Annotated in this window: 13 protein-coding genes; 9 read left to right on the plus strand and 4 right to left on the minus strand. The window is 53.7% G+C overall.

Going from position 1 to position 17,873, the window contains the following annotated elements:
* Positions 1-149: 149 nt before the first annotated feature.
* Entirely contained in the window at positions 150-284 is a 135-nt protein-coding gene (rpmH, locus tag WCI03_07615; protein MEI8139718.1) for a 50S ribosomal protein L34, read from the minus strand.
* A gap of 82 nt (positions 285-366) precedes the next feature.
* On the opposite strand from rpmH, the gene pyrC reads away from it, so the two are divergent.
* Positions 367-2,214, plus strand: coding sequence for a dihydroorotase (pyrC, locus tag WCI03_07620; protein ID MEI8139719.1), 1,848 nt, complete (start codon positions 367-369; stop codon positions 2,212-2,214).
* Here pyrC and WCI03_07625 read toward each other — a convergent pair.
* Positions 2,209-2,988, minus strand: a complete 780-nt coding sequence (locus WCI03_07625; protein MEI8139720.1) for an HAD-IIA family hydrolase — start codon at positions 2,986-2,988, stop codon at positions 2,209-2,211. The genes pyrC and WCI03_07625 overlap by 6 nt on opposite strands.
* 110 nt (positions 2,989-3,098) lie before the next feature.
* On the opposite strand from WCI03_07625, the gene WCI03_07630 reads away from it, so the two are divergent.
* From WCI03_07630 to WCI03_07665, 8 genes are all read left to right on the plus strand, one after another.
* The gene (locus WCI03_07630) at positions 3,099-4,211 is read left to right on the plus strand and encodes a polysaccharide deacetylase family protein (protein ID MEI8139721.1); all 1,113 of its coding nucleotides are present in this window, start codon (positions 3,099-3,101) and stop codon (positions 4,209-4,211) included.
* 504 nt (positions 4,212-4,715) lie between these two features.
* Positions 4,716-5,969, plus strand: coding sequence for a glycosyltransferase family 4 protein (locus tag WCI03_07635; protein ID MEI8139722.1), 1,254 nt, complete (start codon positions 4,716-4,718; stop codon positions 5,967-5,969).
* On the plus strand, positions 5,962-7,500 hold the full coding sequence (locus WCI03_07640) for a flippase (GenBank protein MEI8139723.1): 1,539 nt from the start codon (positions 5,962-5,964) through the stop codon (positions 7,498-7,500). Before WCI03_07635 ends, WCI03_07640 begins: the two co-directional genes overlap by 8 nt.
* The gene (locus WCI03_07645; protein ID MEI8139724.1) at positions 7,497-10,115 is read left to right on the plus strand and encodes a hypothetical protein; all 2,619 of its coding nucleotides are present in this window, start codon (positions 7,497-7,499) and stop codon (positions 10,113-10,115) included. Before WCI03_07640 ends, WCI03_07645 begins: the two co-directional genes overlap by 4 nt.
* A gap of 7 nt (positions 10,116-10,122) precedes the next feature.
* A complete protein-coding gene (locus tag WCI03_07650) occupies positions 10,123-11,202 on the plus strand; it encodes an AI-2E family transporter (protein ID MEI8139725.1) in 1,080 nt (359 codons plus the stop codon).
* Positions 11,186-12,454 (plus strand): ATP-dependent 6-phosphofructokinase, encoded by a 1,269-nt coding sequence (locus tag WCI03_07655; GenBank protein ID MEI8139726.1) that lies wholly within the window; start codon positions 11,186-11,188, stop codon positions 12,452-12,454. The genes WCI03_07650 and WCI03_07655 overlap by 17 nt, the downstream gene beginning before the upstream one ends.
* Before the next feature lie 310 nt (positions 12,455-12,764).
* Entirely contained in the window at positions 12,765-13,571 is an 807-nt protein-coding gene (cbiQ, locus tag WCI03_07660; GenBank protein ID MEI8139727.1) for a cobalt ECF transporter T component CbiQ, read from the plus strand.
* Positions 13,568-14,311: an ABC transporter ATP-binding protein gene (locus WCI03_07665; protein ID MEI8139728.1), complete on the plus strand. Its 744-nt coding sequence runs from the start codon at positions 13,568-13,570 to the stop codon at positions 14,309-14,311. Before cbiQ ends, WCI03_07665 begins: the two co-directional genes overlap by 4 nt.
* A gap of 94 nt (positions 14,312-14,405) precedes the next feature.
* Here the strand turns inward: WCI03_07665 and WCI03_07670 are convergent, their stop codons facing one another.
* Positions 14,406-15,335, minus strand: a complete 930-nt coding sequence (locus WCI03_07670) for a CsgG/HfaB family protein (protein ID MEI8139729.1) — start codon at positions 15,333-15,335, stop codon at positions 14,406-14,408.
* A 78-nt stretch (positions 15,336-15,413) separates the two neighbouring features.
* Positions 15,414-17,756 (minus strand): phosphoenolpyruvate--protein phosphotransferase, encoded by a 2,343-nt coding sequence (gene ptsP, locus WCI03_07675; protein ID MEI8139730.1) that lies wholly within the window; start codon positions 17,754-17,756, stop codon positions 15,414-15,416.
* Between the last annotated feature and the right edge of the window lie 117 nt (positions 17,757-17,873).

A 17,873-nucleotide genomic window follows, 5' to 3' on the forward strand; every position in this document is an offset into this window, starting at 1 on the left:
ACATGCGCTCATGCGCACAAACAGCAAAGAAGAAATGAACGCCGGCTCTGCCCACTCAGGCAAAGCGCCGCCCGCCAAACAAAAAGGAAAAATCCTTTTCGTCAACGGACGACGGCGTTCATCTTCATTGCTGCTTTTAAGCGAAAAGCTTACACGGAAAGCTTGACGCGGCCCTTTTGGCGGCGGCGCGCCAAAACTTTACGGCCATCCGCCGTTTTCATCCGTTTCCGGAATCCGCATTTACGTATACGTTTCTTTTTGGATGGATGATATGTCATCTTCATCTGTTGTCCCTCTCTGCAAAAGGCGCACAAAGTACCATTTATACCTTTTCTGTCAAGCCAGAGGTATTGTATACGTGAAGTTATGAGTACATTTTTCTTTATTAAGGGGGCCCGGATCCTCGATCCGGCGACCCGAACCGAGGAGGTTCGCGACCTGTTTATCCGGAATGGTGTCATGGCTCCAGTCCCCGCCAGCCTGCCTCCAGATACGATAATGGTTGAGGCAAAAGGGCTTGTGGCGGTGCCCGGTTTCATCGATCTTCATGTGCATCTGCGTGAGCCCGGACACGAGGCTGCGGAAACGGTGGCCACCGGCTGCCAGGCTGCGGCCCGGGGAGGTTTCACCGCCATCGTCGTGATGCCCAATACCAATCCGGCGCTTGATACACCTGAACAGGTGGCGGCGCTGGTAAAGCGGGCGGCTGCCGCGAATCTCATCCATGTGTTACCTGCTCCCTGCATTACTCTCCGGCGGGCTGGTGATGAAGTGGCCGATCTTGCGGCTTTGGGAAAAGCCGGGGCGGTGGCTTTTACCGATGATGGCTGTACCGTATCAAATAATGACGTGATGGAGTTGGCCATGCGGGAAGCTACCAGGCTGAAAATCCCTGTTATGGATCATGCACTGGATCCGAAATTGGCCGGACGGGGCGTGATGCACGAGGGGATCCACTCTCGGGCCCTCGGGTTGGAGGGAATTCCTTCCGAGGCCGAAACCGTGATCGTCGAGCGTGACATCCGGCTTTCCCGTACGACTGGATGTGCTATGCATATTCAGCATGTCTCCGCAGCGGGGTCGGTGGACCTTATCCGGGCTGCCCGGAAGGACGGACTTCCGGTATCCGGTGAGCTGACCCCTCACCATCTGGCGCTGACCGATGCCTCTGTGGAGGCGGCGAAGCCGGAGTGCTATAAAATGAACCCTCCCGTGCGCAGTGAGGCCGATCGCGCTGCATTAATTGAAGGTTTGCTCGATAGCACTCTCTCGTGCTTTGCCACCGATCACGCGCCTCATACCGTTGAAACCAAGGCAAAAGGATTTCGGACGGCACCATTTGGGGTGGTCGGCCTCGAAACTGCGGTGGGCGTTACCTATACACTGTTGGTAAAGAAAGGGTTGATGACCGAGCTTGATTGGGTGGCCCGCTGGACAACAGAGCCTGCGCGTATTATCGGGCGGCGTATTCCGTCCTTAGCTCATGGCGAACCTGCGGATTTGGTGCTTTTAGATCTTGAAAACGAATGGGTGGTTAATACTCAAGACTTTGCTTCCAAATCGCGCAATACCCCATTTGACGGATGGCCGCTGATCGGCCGCGCCATCAAAACATTCTGTGATGGCCGGCTGATCTGGTCCGCCCCAGTCGCCAGTCCCTCTGTCTTGCTCTCTGATAACCAACAACCAACAACCAATAACCCTAAAACAAACATTGTTCTCATGGGTTTCATGGGGACAGGCAAGAGTACTGTGGGGCGAGCCCTGGCCCGGCGGCTTGGGCTGCAGTTTCTGGACATGGACACGCTTCTCGAAGAGCGGGCAGGGAAACCCATCGCGCGCATTTTCGCAGAGGACGGGGAGCCGCATTTCCGTTCGATGGAGCGAACTTTGTCGCAGGAACTCTCGCAGCGGAGTGGTCTGGTGATTGCCTGTGGTGGGGGCGTGGTGCTTAATCCTGACAATATTCGGGATTATGGCCGGTCGGGCCTGGTGGTATGCCTCACCGCCACACCCGAGGTCATTTTCAAGCGTACCGCGAAAGATCGCAACCGGCCCTTATTGGAGGAGAAGGACAGGATGAAGCGCATTTTGGAACTTTTAGAGAAGCGCAAGAAAATGTATGCATCCATCCCCTGTCAAGTAGACACGACGATTCTGACAGGAGAACAGGTTGCCGGAGCCATTATGGAGAAATATTCAGGAGGCTTATAATAGTGTCTGCAGGTCTTTCAGCACATGGGTCGGGCGGTAGGCGAAATGCTTCAAGTCTGCCTCTGTACTCACTCCCGTCAAAACCAGAATGGTCTCAATTTCCGATTCGACGCCGGCTATGATGTCGGTGTCCATTCGATCTCCGATGATCACCGATTCTTCCCGGCGGCATCCGAGCTTTTTGAGAGCGTTACGCATGATTAGCGGATTAGGCTTACCCACATAGTAAGCCTTGCTTCCGGTAGCGAGTTCAATGGGCGCCATCAAGGCGCCAGTGGCCGGAACCAGTCCTCCTTCAACGGGGCCCGTCAGGTCCGGGTTGGTGCCGATGAGCTTGGCGCCCTTGAGCACCAATTTGACGGCCCGGCAAATACGTTCGTAGGTATAGTCATGGGATTCCCCAACGACTACATAGTCCGGGTTGATGTCATTATTGGTCAAGCCTGCGTCATACAAGGCGTTGGTTAATCCGCTTTCGCCGATGACATAGACGCTGCCGTTGGGATGTTGGCTGGCAAGAAAGGCGGCGGTGGCGAGAGCGCTGGTATAGAAATGCTCTTCGCCCACGGATAGTCCGAGCCGTTTCAATTTATGACAAAGCTCGCGAGGGGAGCGCTCGCTGCTATTGGTGAGAAACAGGAACTTTTTTTGCTCAGATTGGAGCCAGTTCACAAATTCAGTGACTCCGGGTAAAAGTTGGTTCCCATGATAGATCACGCCATCCATGTCGCAAATAAACCCTGTTTTCGTGTGAATGTGTTCAAGCGATTTCATGAAGTCACTTTAGCAGTAAAGGCATCTGCCTGGCAATCACTGCCCTAAATCGTTGGCTTGATGGTGTCAACGAGGGGTGCTATTTTCAGGAACTGGGATGAATTGATGTTATGACCGGACATATTCCATTTAGTGAAAGAAACACACCGTGGCGCGGGGGCTTAGACCTCGTTACGGGGTGTTACCCTCCTTTTCTGTTTGGCGGATCGGTCGGACGGTGGCTTCCGGTCTTTCATTTCCATGAAGCGACTGTTGCCGGACTGGAGCCTTATTTAGTGTACCTGGTCGACAATGGGTATCGTACGGTGACCTCGGAGGCGATTGCGGCCTATGTCCGTAAAGGGATTCATCCAGGGCCTAAATCCGTGGCACTTTGCTTCGACGATGCATGGGCAAGTTTCTGGACAGTGGCCGTTCCGCTTTTGCGGAAGCATGGACTTCAGGCCATTACGTATGTCAGTCCTGCGCGCATGCCGGAGCTGGCTTCCCTGCGGCCCACCATAGAAAGCCCGGAAGGGGCTCAGGCTGATATTGAATCCTCTGTAACGCCCTTCACCTCCTGGAATGAGCTTCGCGTTTTGCAGGGATCGGGCGTTGTGGATATTCAAGCCCATACTCTGGGCCATACCATGATCTTCTCTGACTCCGTTATTGGAGGGTTTGTTACGCCCGGTTTCTTGCGGCATCCCCATCTCTATCCGCTGGCCGATACGGGCGACGGAGAGCGATACCTTACTCCTGCCGATCTGGGGGCTCCGCTCTACACCCAGCGTTCACGCTATTCAGATGCGTTCCGCTACGATAACCCCGCGGCCTTTGCGGCTTGTGTGCAAAGGGTTCGTGAGAACGGTGGAGCGGACTTCTTTACGCGGCCTGACTGGGAGAATTGTTTGCGGAAATTGGCGGAATCGTTCCCGGGGCGACAGGAAACCGTGGCGCAGCGCGATGCCGCTATTTTCGATGATCTGTCGATGGCCCGCCAGCAACTGAACACCCAATTGAAGACCGATAGCGTCCGTCATATGTGTTTCCCCTGGGCCATTGCGAGTAAGCCCGGGGAAATTGCCGCCGAAAAGGCCGGCTATGTAACCGCCTTCGGTGATCGGCTGTTCGGGAGACGCTCAGTCCGTCCCGGCGATCCGCCCTACCGCTTAATGCGGTTAAAACACCAGCACATCTACTGTCTGCCCGGGCGCGGGCGACGAACCATCTTCACGAAATAATCCCATTATGCAGAGCCGTCCCGGCTCTGAAAGTGGGAATGGGAATCGGAATAGGGTGACCGGCATGAGGCAGGTGGAAGGGTTCTCCGGGGTGCAAGTCCTGGCCTTTACGGTGCTCAGCAACCACTGGCACATTCTGCTGTTTGGTGTAATCCATTGAGGTTTTGAGCGAGAGACGGAGGCTGCAGTGGGCCTGTTTGTTTGGCGAGCGCTCAAGAAGGTGTCCTGATTGAATCACATGATGAAAGAGAGAAGGAAAAATCATGCCTTGCAGTCAGTTAGCCTGTCACTCTGTTAATACCGGATTCTGAATACCCCCAGTCGAACTTGGGATCCCTTTGTCACGACGGCTCGGCAGGGACGCCTCGCCCTACCCGGAGACATCGAGGATCTATATAGATTTCCAGGTAGGGCAAAACCGCCGCTATTTTCTATTGCTCCCTGCAATCTAGGGTCATACTATCAGCCCCATTATTAACACTGAATTTCAGGGATATGCCTATTTTGAGTACTGACTGCAGAATATCTATTTCGGAAGCCTTTCAGCCTAGGGTTTGTCTGTTTACCGATTCCTATTTCCCGGTAGTGGGCGGGGGGGAAGCGCACGCCCGGTTGTTGTGTGGTGAATTCCAGCTGCTCGGGGTTCCGGTGTTTGTTCTGACTGGCCATAAAGTGGCCTCCTCCCCTGCCTTTGAAACGGTGGATGGCGTTGCGGTTCATCGGGCTCCCCCTGCCGGTTATCCGCGGATGGGGAAATATCTCATGTTGTGGTCGAGTTTCTGGCGCCTGATCCGGATGCGGCGGGAGTATGATGTGATTTATGTGTGCGGCATCAGAACCTTGGGGCTGATTGCTGTGCTGGCGGCGCGCTTGCTGGGTAAAGGGTGCATACTGAGAGCGGAATCCCGCGGCGAAGTGTCGGGCGGGTTCATCTGGGAAAAGACCGACGGCAGGGTGAATCACTTGCTAAAGCTTATGTTTATTGGTCCTGTCATACTTCGGAATATGGCCCTCAAAAAAGCCGACGCCTTTCTGAGTATCGCCGGTGTGATCCGTGAGGAGTATGAGTCCTGTCGTGTATCTGCCCATAAAATTGTTTCAATTCCCAATGGGATTGATGTTGTGCGGTTCAGCCCGGTGTCACCCGAGGCCAGGAGTGTGCTCCGGCGGAATCTGGGTTTGCCGGACGGGCGACTGTTTGCCTACACCGGCAAGTTGAATCGAGGCAAGGGGTTGGAGTTTCTGACGCGGGTCTGGAAGGATTGGGCGCCGCAGCACCCGGATTGTAAGCTCCTGTTGATCGGATCCGGCGCCATGCAGTTTCTGTCCTGTGAAGAAGAGTTACGCCACTTTGTGGCGAAGCATGCAATGGAGTCTGCTGTGATATTTGCCGGGAGTGTGAGTAACGTTCAGGAGTATCTCCAGGTCTCCGATTTCTTTGTTTTTCCGTCTGAGAGCGAAGCCCTGCCACTGGCCTTGCTCGAGGCCCTGGCGACCGGGCTTCCCACGGTGGCCTCTGATATTGGCGGATGCCGCGATATCATCACGGATGGCCGCAATGGACGGTTGGCCCCCCCGAATAACGAAGCCGCCTGGGTAGCCGGTTTGCAGGCGTTGGTTAATGAGCCTGCTTTGGCTGCCGAATGGGGCCGGGCGGGGCGCGAGACAGTGGTGAAGACCTTCAGCATCGCCCATATAGCCGAGGAACACGTGAAGTTGTTTCGTGCCATTTGCGGGAAGGCGGCCGCGGGTGAGTGAGGCGGAAGAACTTCATAACCCGCCCTCCACGGGGCGGTTGCTCAAGTTCACTGGCTGGAATCTTTTTGGCCTCTGTGCGCCCATGGCCGTCGCTTTCTTCGCCTTGCCGCCATTGCGTGGCCGGATGGGTGAGGATATCTACGGCGCGTTCATGTTTCTTCTGACGGTTATCAATTACCTGTCTATACTTGATCTGGGACTGGGACGTGCAGTGACCCAATCGATGTCTGCCCGAATTGCGAGCCGGAAAATTGAGGAGCTCCCGGCGATCTTCTGGACGGCCATGGGCATGATGCTGGCGTTTGCGCTGGTTGGCATGGCGATCTTCTTTCCGTTGATCCCTTCCATTGTGTGTAAGTGGAGTCGTATTCCCCCGGGGTTACAAACGGATGCGGCCTATACGCTTTTTGCGGCCGGGCTGGGTACGCCGTTTCTGGTGCTGGCGGCCTGTCTGGTGGGAGTGCTTGAGGCGCATCAGAAGTTCAAGCTGATTAATATCATACGACTGCCGATGCAGACCTACACGTTTCTGGGGCCCCTGGCTGTCGCGCTGGTGTCGCACAGTTTGCTGGCGCCGGTGGTGGCATTGCTGGCGGGCAAAGCGGTGGAATGCGCCATTTATTTTGCGGCCTGCTTGTGGGATGTGCCTGTTTTGCGGCGCGGCGTTTGCTTCCAACGGCGGCTCGTGCGGCAACTCTTTGTGCTCGGGGGCTGGATGTCGGTATCCAGCATTGCGATGCTGGTGTTGAATCAGATCAACAGCGCGCTGATGTTTGCTCTGCTACCGGTAGCCATGGTCGGGTTCTATGCCACGATTGCCGAAATGGTGATCCGGTTATTGATTTTCCCGCGCGCCTGGGTTTCGGTGTTATTCCCATCCTTCTCCGCCCAGCATGCGCTTGAGACTGGTGCCGTTGCCAGCCTTTATGCCAAGGGGGTAAAGAGTTTGCTGATCTTTTCGTTCCCTGTAATTCTGGTGCTGTTTGCCTTTGCTGGAGAGGCCTTGACCTTGTGGCAGGATGCGGCTTTTTCCGCTGAGAGTGCCGGGGTCATGCGCTGGCTGACGGCTGGAATCTTTGTCTACAGCCTTTCGTTTGTGCCGTTTTCCCTGCTTCAGGGAGTGGGGAGACCAGATGTCAGCGCCAAGTTGCATCTTGTTGAAATCCCGCTCACGATTGGGTTGGCGTGGGTTCTGATGAAGCATTTCGGAATGCAGGGCGCGGGAGTGGCGTGGTTCATTCGCTGCGTATTCGAAACCGGTGCCATGGCGCTTCTCGCAAACAGGTATGCGCCTGGCTCGGGGCGCGCCATCCGTCGCGCCGCCAGCGTTACGGGCGTGGCTCTGCTGTGCATGGTGGTGATGGCTATGACTCCGTCGATTTGGGTCCGGCTGGCCATTTACCCGGCTGAAATCGGGGTGTTTCTGTTATTAAGCTGGCATTGGCTTCTCACGGCTGAGGAGCGATTGGCCATGGCGGCCATGGCGAGGAAAGTGAAGGATTCAGGATTCAGAAGTCAGAAGGCAGAATGAAGCCACACCGATTTATACTGATTTCGATGCTGGTCTCCATGGCGGTGTATTTCGCTGTGACCTGGCCGCTGGGCGCGGAATTCCATGCAGGGATTCCCTCCTCCAACCGTCCTGAGATGGGCGGTGCGCGTTACATGATCCCCGGCGATCATCTACAGTTCCTCTATCAGCTTTGGATGCTGGCAGATTCCTTTACTGGCGGAACTCCGCTTTTCTATCACGTTTATGAGTTCAATCAGGGGAATGATCAGGCGCTTTACAATCCGGGTAGTTATTATTTCCCGTTCGGACTTTTGTATTCTGCTGGGTATGCGCTGGGGGGGCGCGTGGTGGGGTGGAACTTCATGCTTTGTGTGACCGTCTGGCTCATCTATCTATCAACGTGGCTTTTGTTGATGCGGTTTACCCGATCCCTTTTGACGGCGGCTGTGGCGGCCTTGCCGTCCATTCTTCTGCCTTATTTTTACGTTTCGTTACTGGGGGGGAGTCCTACAGGGATGGGGATGCTTTGGGTTCCTCTGATTTTCCTGGGTGTTGATGTAGCCATTCGGAACCGCAGAGTATGGGGTGGAGTCCTGGCCGGGATTTTGCTGTTTATCTGTTCCTGGGTAGATCTGCATGTCTTCTTTTTTGTCTTTCTGGCAACACCGGTTTGGGGCCTGATGAGTTTGGCGTTTAGTCGGTCGGGTGTCCTCCCCAATGTGGGAGGGGCGCTCCGCGCCGCGATAGTCTCTGGGGTAGGCGATGAAGAGTCGCCGCGACGGAGCGCGCCTCCCACATTGAAGCCGTTGGGTTGGGCCGCCTTGCCGATTCTTATCGGCATGGTTGGGGCGTATCTGCAAACCAGCATCATCAAGGCATCACTGGATGATACGTTGCAATCCAAGGGGCGTACGATCAGTGAATCGCTTGGCTATGCCCTGCAGGCAAATGGGTGGTTTAATACGACGCTGGATAATCGGGACAACATTATTTATATCGGCATTTTTGCCGGTGCGATTCTGTTGTTGGGCTGGGTGTTGCTGGCGATTGATTTCTGGCGTTCCGGGTTCCGCGATAAATCCAGGTTTTGGCTACTGACATTAGTGCTAGTGGCTGTTACCGGAATTGCCATACTTGCGCTGGGCCCCAATACTCCGTTTGATCCACAGCATCGTTTGTGGCAGGCCTTGCGCACGTTCATTCCGCCTTACAAGATGATCCGGCAGCCAGCCAAGATTTTTTGTATTCTCACGCCCTTTCTGGGAATTGCGCTCGCGATGTCTGTCGATCGATTGAATGGTGTGGTTCAGAAGCGGGCTTGGAGGTTTTTCCTTGCGGCGGTTATTGTGACTGGCTTGCTTATGGATTATGGACGCCGGTTGGATCCCTCCATCTGTCTGCTCGATTATGAGCAGGGCGGTTACCGGGCGGTGGCCGAGGATGCGGCGAAATGTGGTCGAGAGAATCGGGCCATGGCGATTCCGCTTTGGCCTGGGGATTCGCACTGGAACTCCATTACTGAATATTACGCCACCCTGTACCGTACGAAGATGCTCAACGGTTACTCGCCCTCTGTGTCACGTCAGTATTTCACCAATGTATTTCTCAGGCTTGAAGCCATCAACATGGGTGTGATCAATGATGAGATTCTGGATGGGCTTCTGGCCATGAAGGTAGGTTATTTGATTCTGCATGAAGATGCGTTCCCGCAAAAAGTCAGTCCTTTCCCGGTCTCGCAAACGCTCCGTGAACTGCGACGACATCCTCGTCTCCAGTTTCTGGCAAAGGACAAGGCCGTATGGGCATTCAAAATTCTCGCCCACGGTGAGGCGGGCATCAGACATGCGTCGCCTGCTGAGGTGCCTTTGCTGGGTGGATGGCAATGGGATGCTTGTGATGTGGCGGGGGGGGCGGCTGTAGTCGTGAATGAGGAAACCAATATATTCATGAGACTGTCTGCTCCAGATGGGCGGATTACACTTGATCCGCGTACGCTGTATTCGTTGGCAGGACTTCGCTACGTGGTTTCAGTCCGGGGGAATGGAACCCTTGCCGGATCATACGGAAGCGGGGTGACTGGTGATGCCTTTTCCGTGGCGGTAACCTCTACGGGTGAGTGGACCTGGGCAGAAATCCCCGTGCCAGTACTGCCACCCGGCCAACAGACCTTTCTGGCGCCGACATTTACAAATATGGCGGGGAGTCTGGATGTCAGTATGATCACGCTTGTTGGGGGAGAATGGAAGTGGTTGAAACCGGGAGAGAGCATGACGATTCCCGCGCAGGCCTGTTTCCATCTAGCCTATTCTGATCCTGGCGGTGGGGGGGTTTGTCTTGATCAGGAGCGGGTGCAGGCGGGGGTTGCCTTTTACGCGCCCATTGTTCCTGTTCTGCCGGGACATTATAGCATATCTTTGGAGTATGAGGTTGCCGCCGAGGCAGGAACGGTGGTGGGGACATGGACGGTCATGAGATCAGATGGGCAGGGGCGGGTTTCGAGTTCGGTGACGGCGGGAACCGCCGTCACCTTGGATTATTGCCTGGATGTTCCGCGGCCCTTGCGTTTTGAATTTGATTACAATCGGAAAGCGGGAATGAGCATTCAGGCCATTACGTTAACGAGAATGGAATAGGTGAAATATGATCACAACGGAAGCTAAGCGGCTATCTTTACTGCTGTTTTATGCATATGTTTTGGCGCTGGCATTCTTTGCATTTCAAATTTTGCGGCCCTTTCTGACGCCCCTGGCATGGGCGGGCATACTGGCTCTTTGTTTGTGGCCGTTACGTAATAAGTTCGTGGTGCGTATGGGCAAAAATCGGGCTGCATTCGCCGTAACCCTGATGGCCATAATTCTGATTATGGTGCCTGCATTGTGGCTTGGCTATTCCCTTGTCACGCAGGCCTCGCAGGTGGTGATGGATACGCATGCGGCCCTGATGCGGGTGGAAAATGTGGAAAAGATCAGGTTGCTTTGGGCGCGGGTGAGTGCTCAGGCACCCCTTCCTCCGATGGAGGAATTGCGGACTCGAATTACAGATGGGGCTGGTGCCTTGACGTCTGTGCTTGCGGGCCAGGCGGCTGGAATAGTTCAGAATGTGGCCACGATGCTGTTTAAGACCGGCATCACATTTTTGGCACTATTTTTCTTTTTGCGGGACGGTGATCTGGCTTCAGCCTTTATTCGCAACTTTCTCCCTTTCAGCACTGAGCAACAGTCACGTTTGATAAAGCAGACGCGGGACTTGATCTATTCCGGGCTTACGGCCACTTTGTTGATTGCCTTTGCGCAAGGTTGTTTGGGCGCGCTCATATTTGCGATCCTTGGGCTTAAAGCTGCGATATTTTGGGGAGTGTGTATGGCCTTTTGCGCCATGATTCCTGTGGTTGGAACCTCCCTGATTTGGGGGCCGGCGGTGATCCTGCTTATGATTGAAGGGGAGTGGGTGCAGAGCGTGATCCTTCTCGTTTGCGGGATTGGTGTGATCGGAATGATGGATAATATTCTCAGGCCGATATTATTGCATGGGAAAGTGGCCATGAATGGGCTGCTGTTGTTTTTGAGTATTTTGGGCGGGATTGTAGCCTTTGGATTTATTGGATTGATCTTGGGGCCGGTCGTTATGGCGGCGGCGGTGAGTTTGATGGGAATGTTGAAATTGGAACGTGGCAGTGAGTCCGAACGTGAGGAGGAGTTGATCGATGGAAATGACAATTGATTCATTGGGTGAGGCGCGAATTCCGTCGCCTTTGCAGAGGACGGTAAACGAGAAGATCCGGATTCCATATCGCATTTTGCAACAGCCCGGGGCGCCTGTACCGGAGGAAATCACCTTTGAAATAGCTGGTCCCCGGGAGCGACTGTTTTTTCATAAAAGCGAGGTCAAGGCCGGTATTGTCACCTGCGGGGGATTATGTCCCGGCCTCAACAATGTGATTCGTTCTATATATTACGAATTGAGTCATGCCTATGGAGTGCAGGAAATTTACGGGTTCCTCTATGGATATCAGGGATTGGATCCGGTACGCGGAGGCGAGCCGATGCGGCTGACAGCGGAGTTTGTGGATCCGATTCATCGCCGGGGTGGTACCGTGCTGGGGACTTCCCGTGGACCCGTTGATCCTGCCATTGCCATTGAGAATCTGATGAAGCGTGGAATCAATATGTTGTTTTGTGTCGGTGGGGATGGCACGCAACGGGGGGCAAACGCGTTGCATCATGAGGCGGAGCGGCGCGGCTATCCACTGGCGGTGGTGGGTATTCCGAAGACTATTGATAATGATGTCGGCTATGTGGCCCGGACCTTCGGGTATTTGACGGCCGTTGAGGAGGTTCGCGAGATTCTTGACTGTGCTCATCAGGAGGCGCGCAGTGTGTTTAATGGCATCAGTCTGGTCAAGGTGATGGGGCGGAATGCCGGATTCATTGCTGCGGGTGCTACGATTGCCAGCCAGGATGTGAATTTTACTTTGATCCCGGAAGTTCCCTTTGCCTTAGCGGGGCCGGGAGGATTTCTGGATGCGGTTAAAACGCGTATTCTTAGGCGTTCACATGCGGTGATTGTGGTAGCCGAAGGGGCTGGACAGGATCTGCTCTCCCGAAATGGGAGCGGCAAAGATGCCTCCGGTAATGTGAAGTTGGGTGATATTGGAGTCTTCCTCAAGGATCAGATTGAAACCTATTTCAAAAAAGAAGGCGTGCCACTGGTATTCCGGTATTTCGATCCCAGCTACGTGATCCGGAGCCAGCCAGCGAATCCAGAGGATTCGATTCTTTGTGATCTCTATGCGCGTAACGCGGTTCATGCAGCGATGTCCGGAAAGACCGGCCTCGTGATTGGTTATCTGCATGATACGTTCATACATGTGCCGGTTGAGGCGAGTGTTGCGGAGAAAAAATGTTTGGATCCTGCTAGCGGGTGGTGGCATGCAGTGCTTGCGGCCACGGGGCAGCCCGCCCGTTTTGTATAAAATCGAGTTTCGGGGGTATCAGCAAAACCCTGATGCCGAATCAGGGTTTTGCCAATTGCGGGGATATTGAAGTTATGTAACTATCTTCTCAGTCAACGGGAGAAGTGGTGAGTATCTTCAATGATGCCGGACCCCCCTCTGGCAGATGTCTCGCAGCTGTTCCTCCGCAAGCAATAGCCTGAGCATCCCGCCACTTCCTCGTTGACTTTTTTTGTATCCAGGCTACTCCTTCTAATTCCCTGATTTCTTTCTATCGGCAAACCGCCTAAAGTTGGTGTTTTATGTCATCCATCATCATAGGAAGTTACCAGTGGAATTAAAGCGTTATACGGAAATCGCCCGGATGGACGAATTAGGGCGAATGGATTCACCTGTACATCGGCTTGATGCCCGCGCCCAGCTTTTAACTACCTTGCTGTTTATTCTGGTGGTGATGTCCTATTCCCGGTACGAGGTTGCTGCCCTGATACCGCTGTTGCTCTATCCTGTTATTCTGGTGGTGATGAGTAACCTTTCTGGCAAGTCGATACTCAGAAAGATGGCTGTCGCCGCTCCGTTTGCGCTGTTTGTGGGAATATTCAATCCCTGGCTGGATCACCATATTGAAGGGATGGTTGGCACATACCCTTTGACGGGGGGCTGGTTATCCTTTGCTTCCATAATGCTCCGGTTTACCCTGACGGTGAGTGCCGCCATTATTTTGCTCGCGTGTACCGGAGTACATCGCCTGTGTGCAGCGGGCGCGCGGATGGGGATGCCGCAGGTGTTTGGGGTACAAGTATTGTTCCTGTATAGATATTTCTTTGTTATTGGTGATGAGGGAGGTCGGATGGCGAGAGGCGTGGAGATGCGTTCTGCTGATTCACGGTCACTGGGGTTGAGGATGTATGGGATTTTAGTGGGGCAGCTATTATTACGGGCAATGGATCGGGCCCAGCGGATCTATCGGGCCATGGCTGCCCGAGGTTTTGAAGGTGAAATTTGCGTCTTGCAGCAGGCGCGATGGGGTTGGCAGGAAACGGGTTTTGTCCTGGGATGGCTGGCATTCTTTCTGAGTGCAAGAGCCTGGAATTTACCGGTGTTGTTGGGATATTGGATCACGGGAGGAGCAGGATGAGTCGCAATTCGGTGGAAATCAAGGATGTGGTGTTCACCTATCCCGACGGAACAGCGGCGCTCAAAGGGGTTTCCTTCACTATTGCACAAGGCGAATGTGTGGCCGTCATTGGGGGCAATGGTGCGGGGAAATCCACCCTTTTACAGCATCTGAATGGCTATCTGAGACCCACATCCGGAGAGGTTCGGGTGGGCGATGTGACTCTGACTCGGGAGACGGCAAAGATCATTCGTCGATCTGTTGGAATGGTATTTCAGGATCCCGATGATCAGTTATTCATGCCGACAGTATTTGAGGATGTTGCGTTTGGCCCACTCAACATGGGTCTATCTCCAGAGGAATCCGGAAATCGCGCCATGGATGCGTTGGAGCGGGTCGGGATGGGGCATCTGCGGGAACGGCCCCCTTACAAATTGTCGGCGGGTGAGAAGCGGGGCGTGGCGATTGCCACGGCGCTGGCCTGTTTGCCAGATGTGTTGGTTATGGACGAGCCGTCTTCGAATCTCGACTCCCGAGGGAGGCGACGCCTGATGGAATTACTGAGCACTTTTGAGCATACAAGGCTGATTGCAACCCACGATTTGGAGATGGTTGTGGCGATTTGTCCACGTGTGATCGTGCTGAGTGAGGGCAAGGTGGTTGTGGCGGGGCCTACAATCGAAATCCTGGGGGATGAGTCCCTGATGCTCAGGCATGGGCTTGAAAAGCCCCATAGCCTGAAGCATCGTCACCCGCATTGAGAAGAAAAGTTATTTATTAATCAGTTAAAGGTTATGGGTAAAGGTATAAATGATCCTGCAACCCATAACCAATAACGACTAACCGATAACCGGTTTACTCCTCGGGCTGTACGGACATTTTCGCCTCAATCTTGTCGCCCCCTTCGGTCGCTTCACAGATCGAGATCTTTTCTTTTACGGTTTTAGCCTTGATCATGCCCACTTTGGTGACGGAACTGTCCAGAACTTCGCCGCTATCGGGATCGGTGGTTACTTCAAGTTTACCAACGATGAATTTTTGGTCAGCCGATACTCCCTCGCGGGAACCACGGTTAATGATGATCTTACCATTATTGGCAGAAACCACTGAGCCTTCCCAGGGGATTGTTTCAAGTTGTTTAATAAGAAATGTAACAGCCTGGCCAACGGCATCCTCGCAAGCTTTGCCTACATTATCCTTTTTGAAGCCATCAAATCCCCCTCCTAAACCGCCTAATGCAGATCCGGAATACCCGATTCCCAGTCCCTTGCGGCCCGCTTTACCAACCACTTTGGTAGAGGCTTTCACTTGGCCAGTCTGCGAATCCACGACGTAAATTGTGACGTTGATTTCAGCGGTATCCGCGGAACCACCCAACCGGATCCCTTTAAAACTTAGACCACCGTCCCCGCCGGAAGTGGAGCTCTGGACATGGGTGATGTCCCCTTTGACAAGTAATTGGGCCGGGGTCATTTGGCCGGTTTTCGGGGCTTTTTTCCCACCAGCCATGCGCCCGGATGCCGCCAGATCCTGTTCCTGTAAGGCTTCGCCACGCATATCCTTCTCGCCCAGCACAATAAATCTGCCTGAACCCTGAAGGGCATCCGTCATGACCGCACCCCAGGCATCCCCGATATCCCACTGGCCGGACCAGCCTGCTTTATTGTCAAATTTACTCACGGTAATGGAGTAACGCAAGCCCCCCTTGGCGTCATCGCCGGCGAAAGCGCAACTTGATATTGCAACGGCCAGAATGGATGTCCACGCAAAGATTGATCGCTTCATTATATTATCTCCTTGGTTGTATAGAACATTGATAGGTCATGTAGCTTTGTAAAACATAATAGGGGAATATGTGCTGTGTCAAGAGGCTATAGGCTTGGGATGTAAGGCCACCTGAAGATCTTCTACTATCGGGGAAGTGGAGACGTTTTTATTGAGACCGAGCCGTTCCGTAACGGCTTTGATACTTCCCATTTCCATGACTTCATCAGCCAGTTGGCAAGTTTCTGTAAAGCAGAGGTTGTTGATGAAGGCTTGCACTTTCGGAATCCGCCGTGGATCCATGCTGAAGGTTCTGAGACCTAGCCCGATTAAGATGGGCAGGACATTTTGATCAGTAGCCATATCTCCGCATAGTGAGACCGGTTTGCCGTGGGCAAGGGCCCCATTGATGACACGCATGATGGATCGAAGCACGGCAGGGTGATGAGAGACATAAAGATCCGCAATGCGCTCGTTCGTGCGATCCACGGCGAGGGTGTATTGGATCAGATCATTGCTGCCAATGCAGAGGAAGTCAGCTTCCCTGGCAAGATCGCTGGCAAGCTCAACTGCCGCAGGGAGTTCAATCATAACCCCAAGTCGCGGGTTATCGTTACAGGGAATGTGTTCAGCTTTTAAAAGCTGCATACATTCTTCCGTAATGTCGCGGGCATTCCGGAAATCGTCAAGCGAGGCAATCAGCGGAAACATGATATTTAAAGACCGGTCGGCGCCGGCGTGAAGCATGGCGCGCAACTGTTGCATGAACATGTCCTTGTTTCTTAGGGAAAAACGGATGGCGCGCAGACCCAGCGCCGGGTTGGCTTCTACGTTTCCGGAATAGTAGGTCAGTAATTTGTCGCCCCCGACATCGAGGGTACGGAGGATGACCTCCTGCTCTGGCATGGATTCAATGATTCGCTGATAGACCCTGTATTGTTCTTCTTCCGTGGGAACGTCATTCCGGATAATAAACGGGAATTCGCTCCGGTAGAGGCCAATACCTTCCGCCTTCATACGCTGGGCTGTGGGAAGTTCACTCAGTAAATTGATGTTGGCCATCAGGCGGATGCGGCGACCGTCTTTCGTCGAAGTTGTGGCATGCGTGGGTAATTCCAGCGAGGTATCCTTGCGGCTTTCCAATAAGGCATGATAATGGGCGAGGATATCCATCGAAGGGTTGATCATGATATTACCCTGATCCGCGTCTAGGATAATCGTGGTGTCGGCTCCGCGCTCGGATTCCGCCAGGGGGGGCTCTTTAAGAATCACCATGGGGATTCGCAGAGTACGAGCCAGGACGGAAACGTGCGTGGTGACTCCGCCACCAATCAGGATGATTCCTTCGGCGCGCTGCGCGGAGAGCTTCAGTAGATCGGAGGGCAGTAAATTTACAGCCAGTGCAATTTTGCCACGATAATCCACAGGGTCGGATGTGCGCATTCGTAGATTGGACATCAGGCGTATACTGACATCCCTGACATCATGAACTTTTTCCTGGAGCGAGAGACTGGTGCTTTTTTCAAAGAGTCTCAGGTAATTTTCGACCACTTCCCGAATGGCCTGTTCAGGGGCTGTCCCTTTACGAATATTCTTCAGCATGACGCCCGAAAACTCTTCATCTTTCAGGATCAGGATGTGAGCATCGAAAATCAAGGATGCGATGTCCGCCATGCGCTCACTGAGTTGACGTTGTAATTGGGCCAGCTGCTCCTCTGTTTGGCGGATTGCCCGGAGAAAATCTTCCTCGGTAAAAGGGCCTGAGGATTCGTTTGGAGCAGGTTCCCATTCGTGATCGATACCGGATAATTTAAGGGCGTGCCCGATGGCAATACCTTCGCAAGCGGAGACACCTCGCACAAAACGCGGGGTGCCAGCCAGGATTCGCGGTGTTTCCGGACTGGGCTTTACGCCTTTATTCTGATCATGAAGACTCATGAGCATCTTGGCGTTTTCGATGGTGCTGGCGAGCTGGGCGGCAATGGCCCGGAAGGCCTTGACGTCATTGTCCGTGAAGTAATTAGGCTGCGGATCCTGAACAACGAGCACGCCGACTTTCCGGTTTCCATGGAGAATGGGAACCGCCAGAAAAGCTTGGTATTGATCCTCGTGAAGATTGGGGATGTATTTATAGTTAGGATTCTGTGCGACCCGGCCTTCCCGGATGGCGCGTAATTCCTTCATGGCCATGCCGGTGATTCCCTCGCCTAATTTAACGCGAAGTTTGCCAACAAACTCGGGATTGAGCCCCTGGTTGGCCGTGAGGATGAGTTCCTGGCTGTCTTCATCATAAAGATAAACGGAACAGGCCGCCGCTTTCATGTGGTAAGCGACAAGGCTGACGACTTTTTGCAAAAAGCCCGTTAGACCGGCCTGACTTTCGAACAGACTGGTTAATTCCCCGACGTTGCAAATTAATTCAACTGTATCTTTTTGTGCCATAACCTAACCTCTAAAGGGACATTAATCCGAGTTCTTGTTGGTGTCAAGAAGGGCTGGGTCATTTCTGCGATTCAGACACTGGGGAGGGGCCGACCGGGTTCTGCCCCCTCGGCCCAG

This window comes from bacterium (assembly GCA_037143175.1).
Classification (GTDB): Bacteria; Verrucomicrobiota; Kiritimatiellia; order CAIKKV01; family CAITUY01; genus JAABPW01.

Excerpts from the sequence above, each read along its gene's own strand:
- rpmH (MEI8139718.1), bottom strand. The coding sequence starts at position 284 with ATGAAGATGACATATCATCCATCCAAAAAGAAACGTATACGTAAATGC.
- pyrC (MEI8139719.1), top strand. The coding sequence starts at position 367 with ATGAGTACATTTTTCTTTATTAAGGGGGCCCGGATCCTCGATCCGGCG.
- WCI03_07625 (MEI8139720.1), bottom strand. The coding sequence starts at position 2,988 with ATGAAATCGCTTGAACACATTCACACGAAAACAGGGTTTATTTGCGAC.
- WCI03_07630 (MEI8139721.1), top strand. The coding sequence starts at position 3,099 with ATGACCGGACATATTCCATTTAGTGAAAGAAACACACCGTGGCGCGGG.
- WCI03_07645 (MEI8139724.1), top strand. The coding sequence starts at position 7,497 with ATGAAGCCACACCGATTTATACTGATTTCGATGCTGGTCTCCATGGCG.
- WCI03_07650 (MEI8139725.1), top strand. The coding sequence starts at position 10,123 with ATGATCACAACGGAAGCTAAGCGGCTATCTTTACTGCTGTTTTATGCA.
- WCI03_07655 (MEI8139726.1), top strand. The coding sequence starts at position 11,186 with ATGGAAATGACAATTGATTCATTGGGTGAGGCGCGAATTCCGTCGCCT.
- WCI03_07665 (MEI8139728.1), top strand. The coding sequence starts at position 13,568 with ATGAGTCGCAATTCGGTGGAAATCAAGGATGTGGTGTTCACCTATCCC.
- WCI03_07670 (MEI8139729.1), bottom strand. The coding sequence starts at position 15,335 with ATGAAGCGATCAATCTTTGCGTGGACATCCATTCTGGCCGTTGCAATA.
- ptsP (MEI8139730.1), bottom strand. The coding sequence starts at position 17,756 with ATGGCACAAAAAGATACAGTTGAATTAATTTGCAACGTCGGGGAATTA.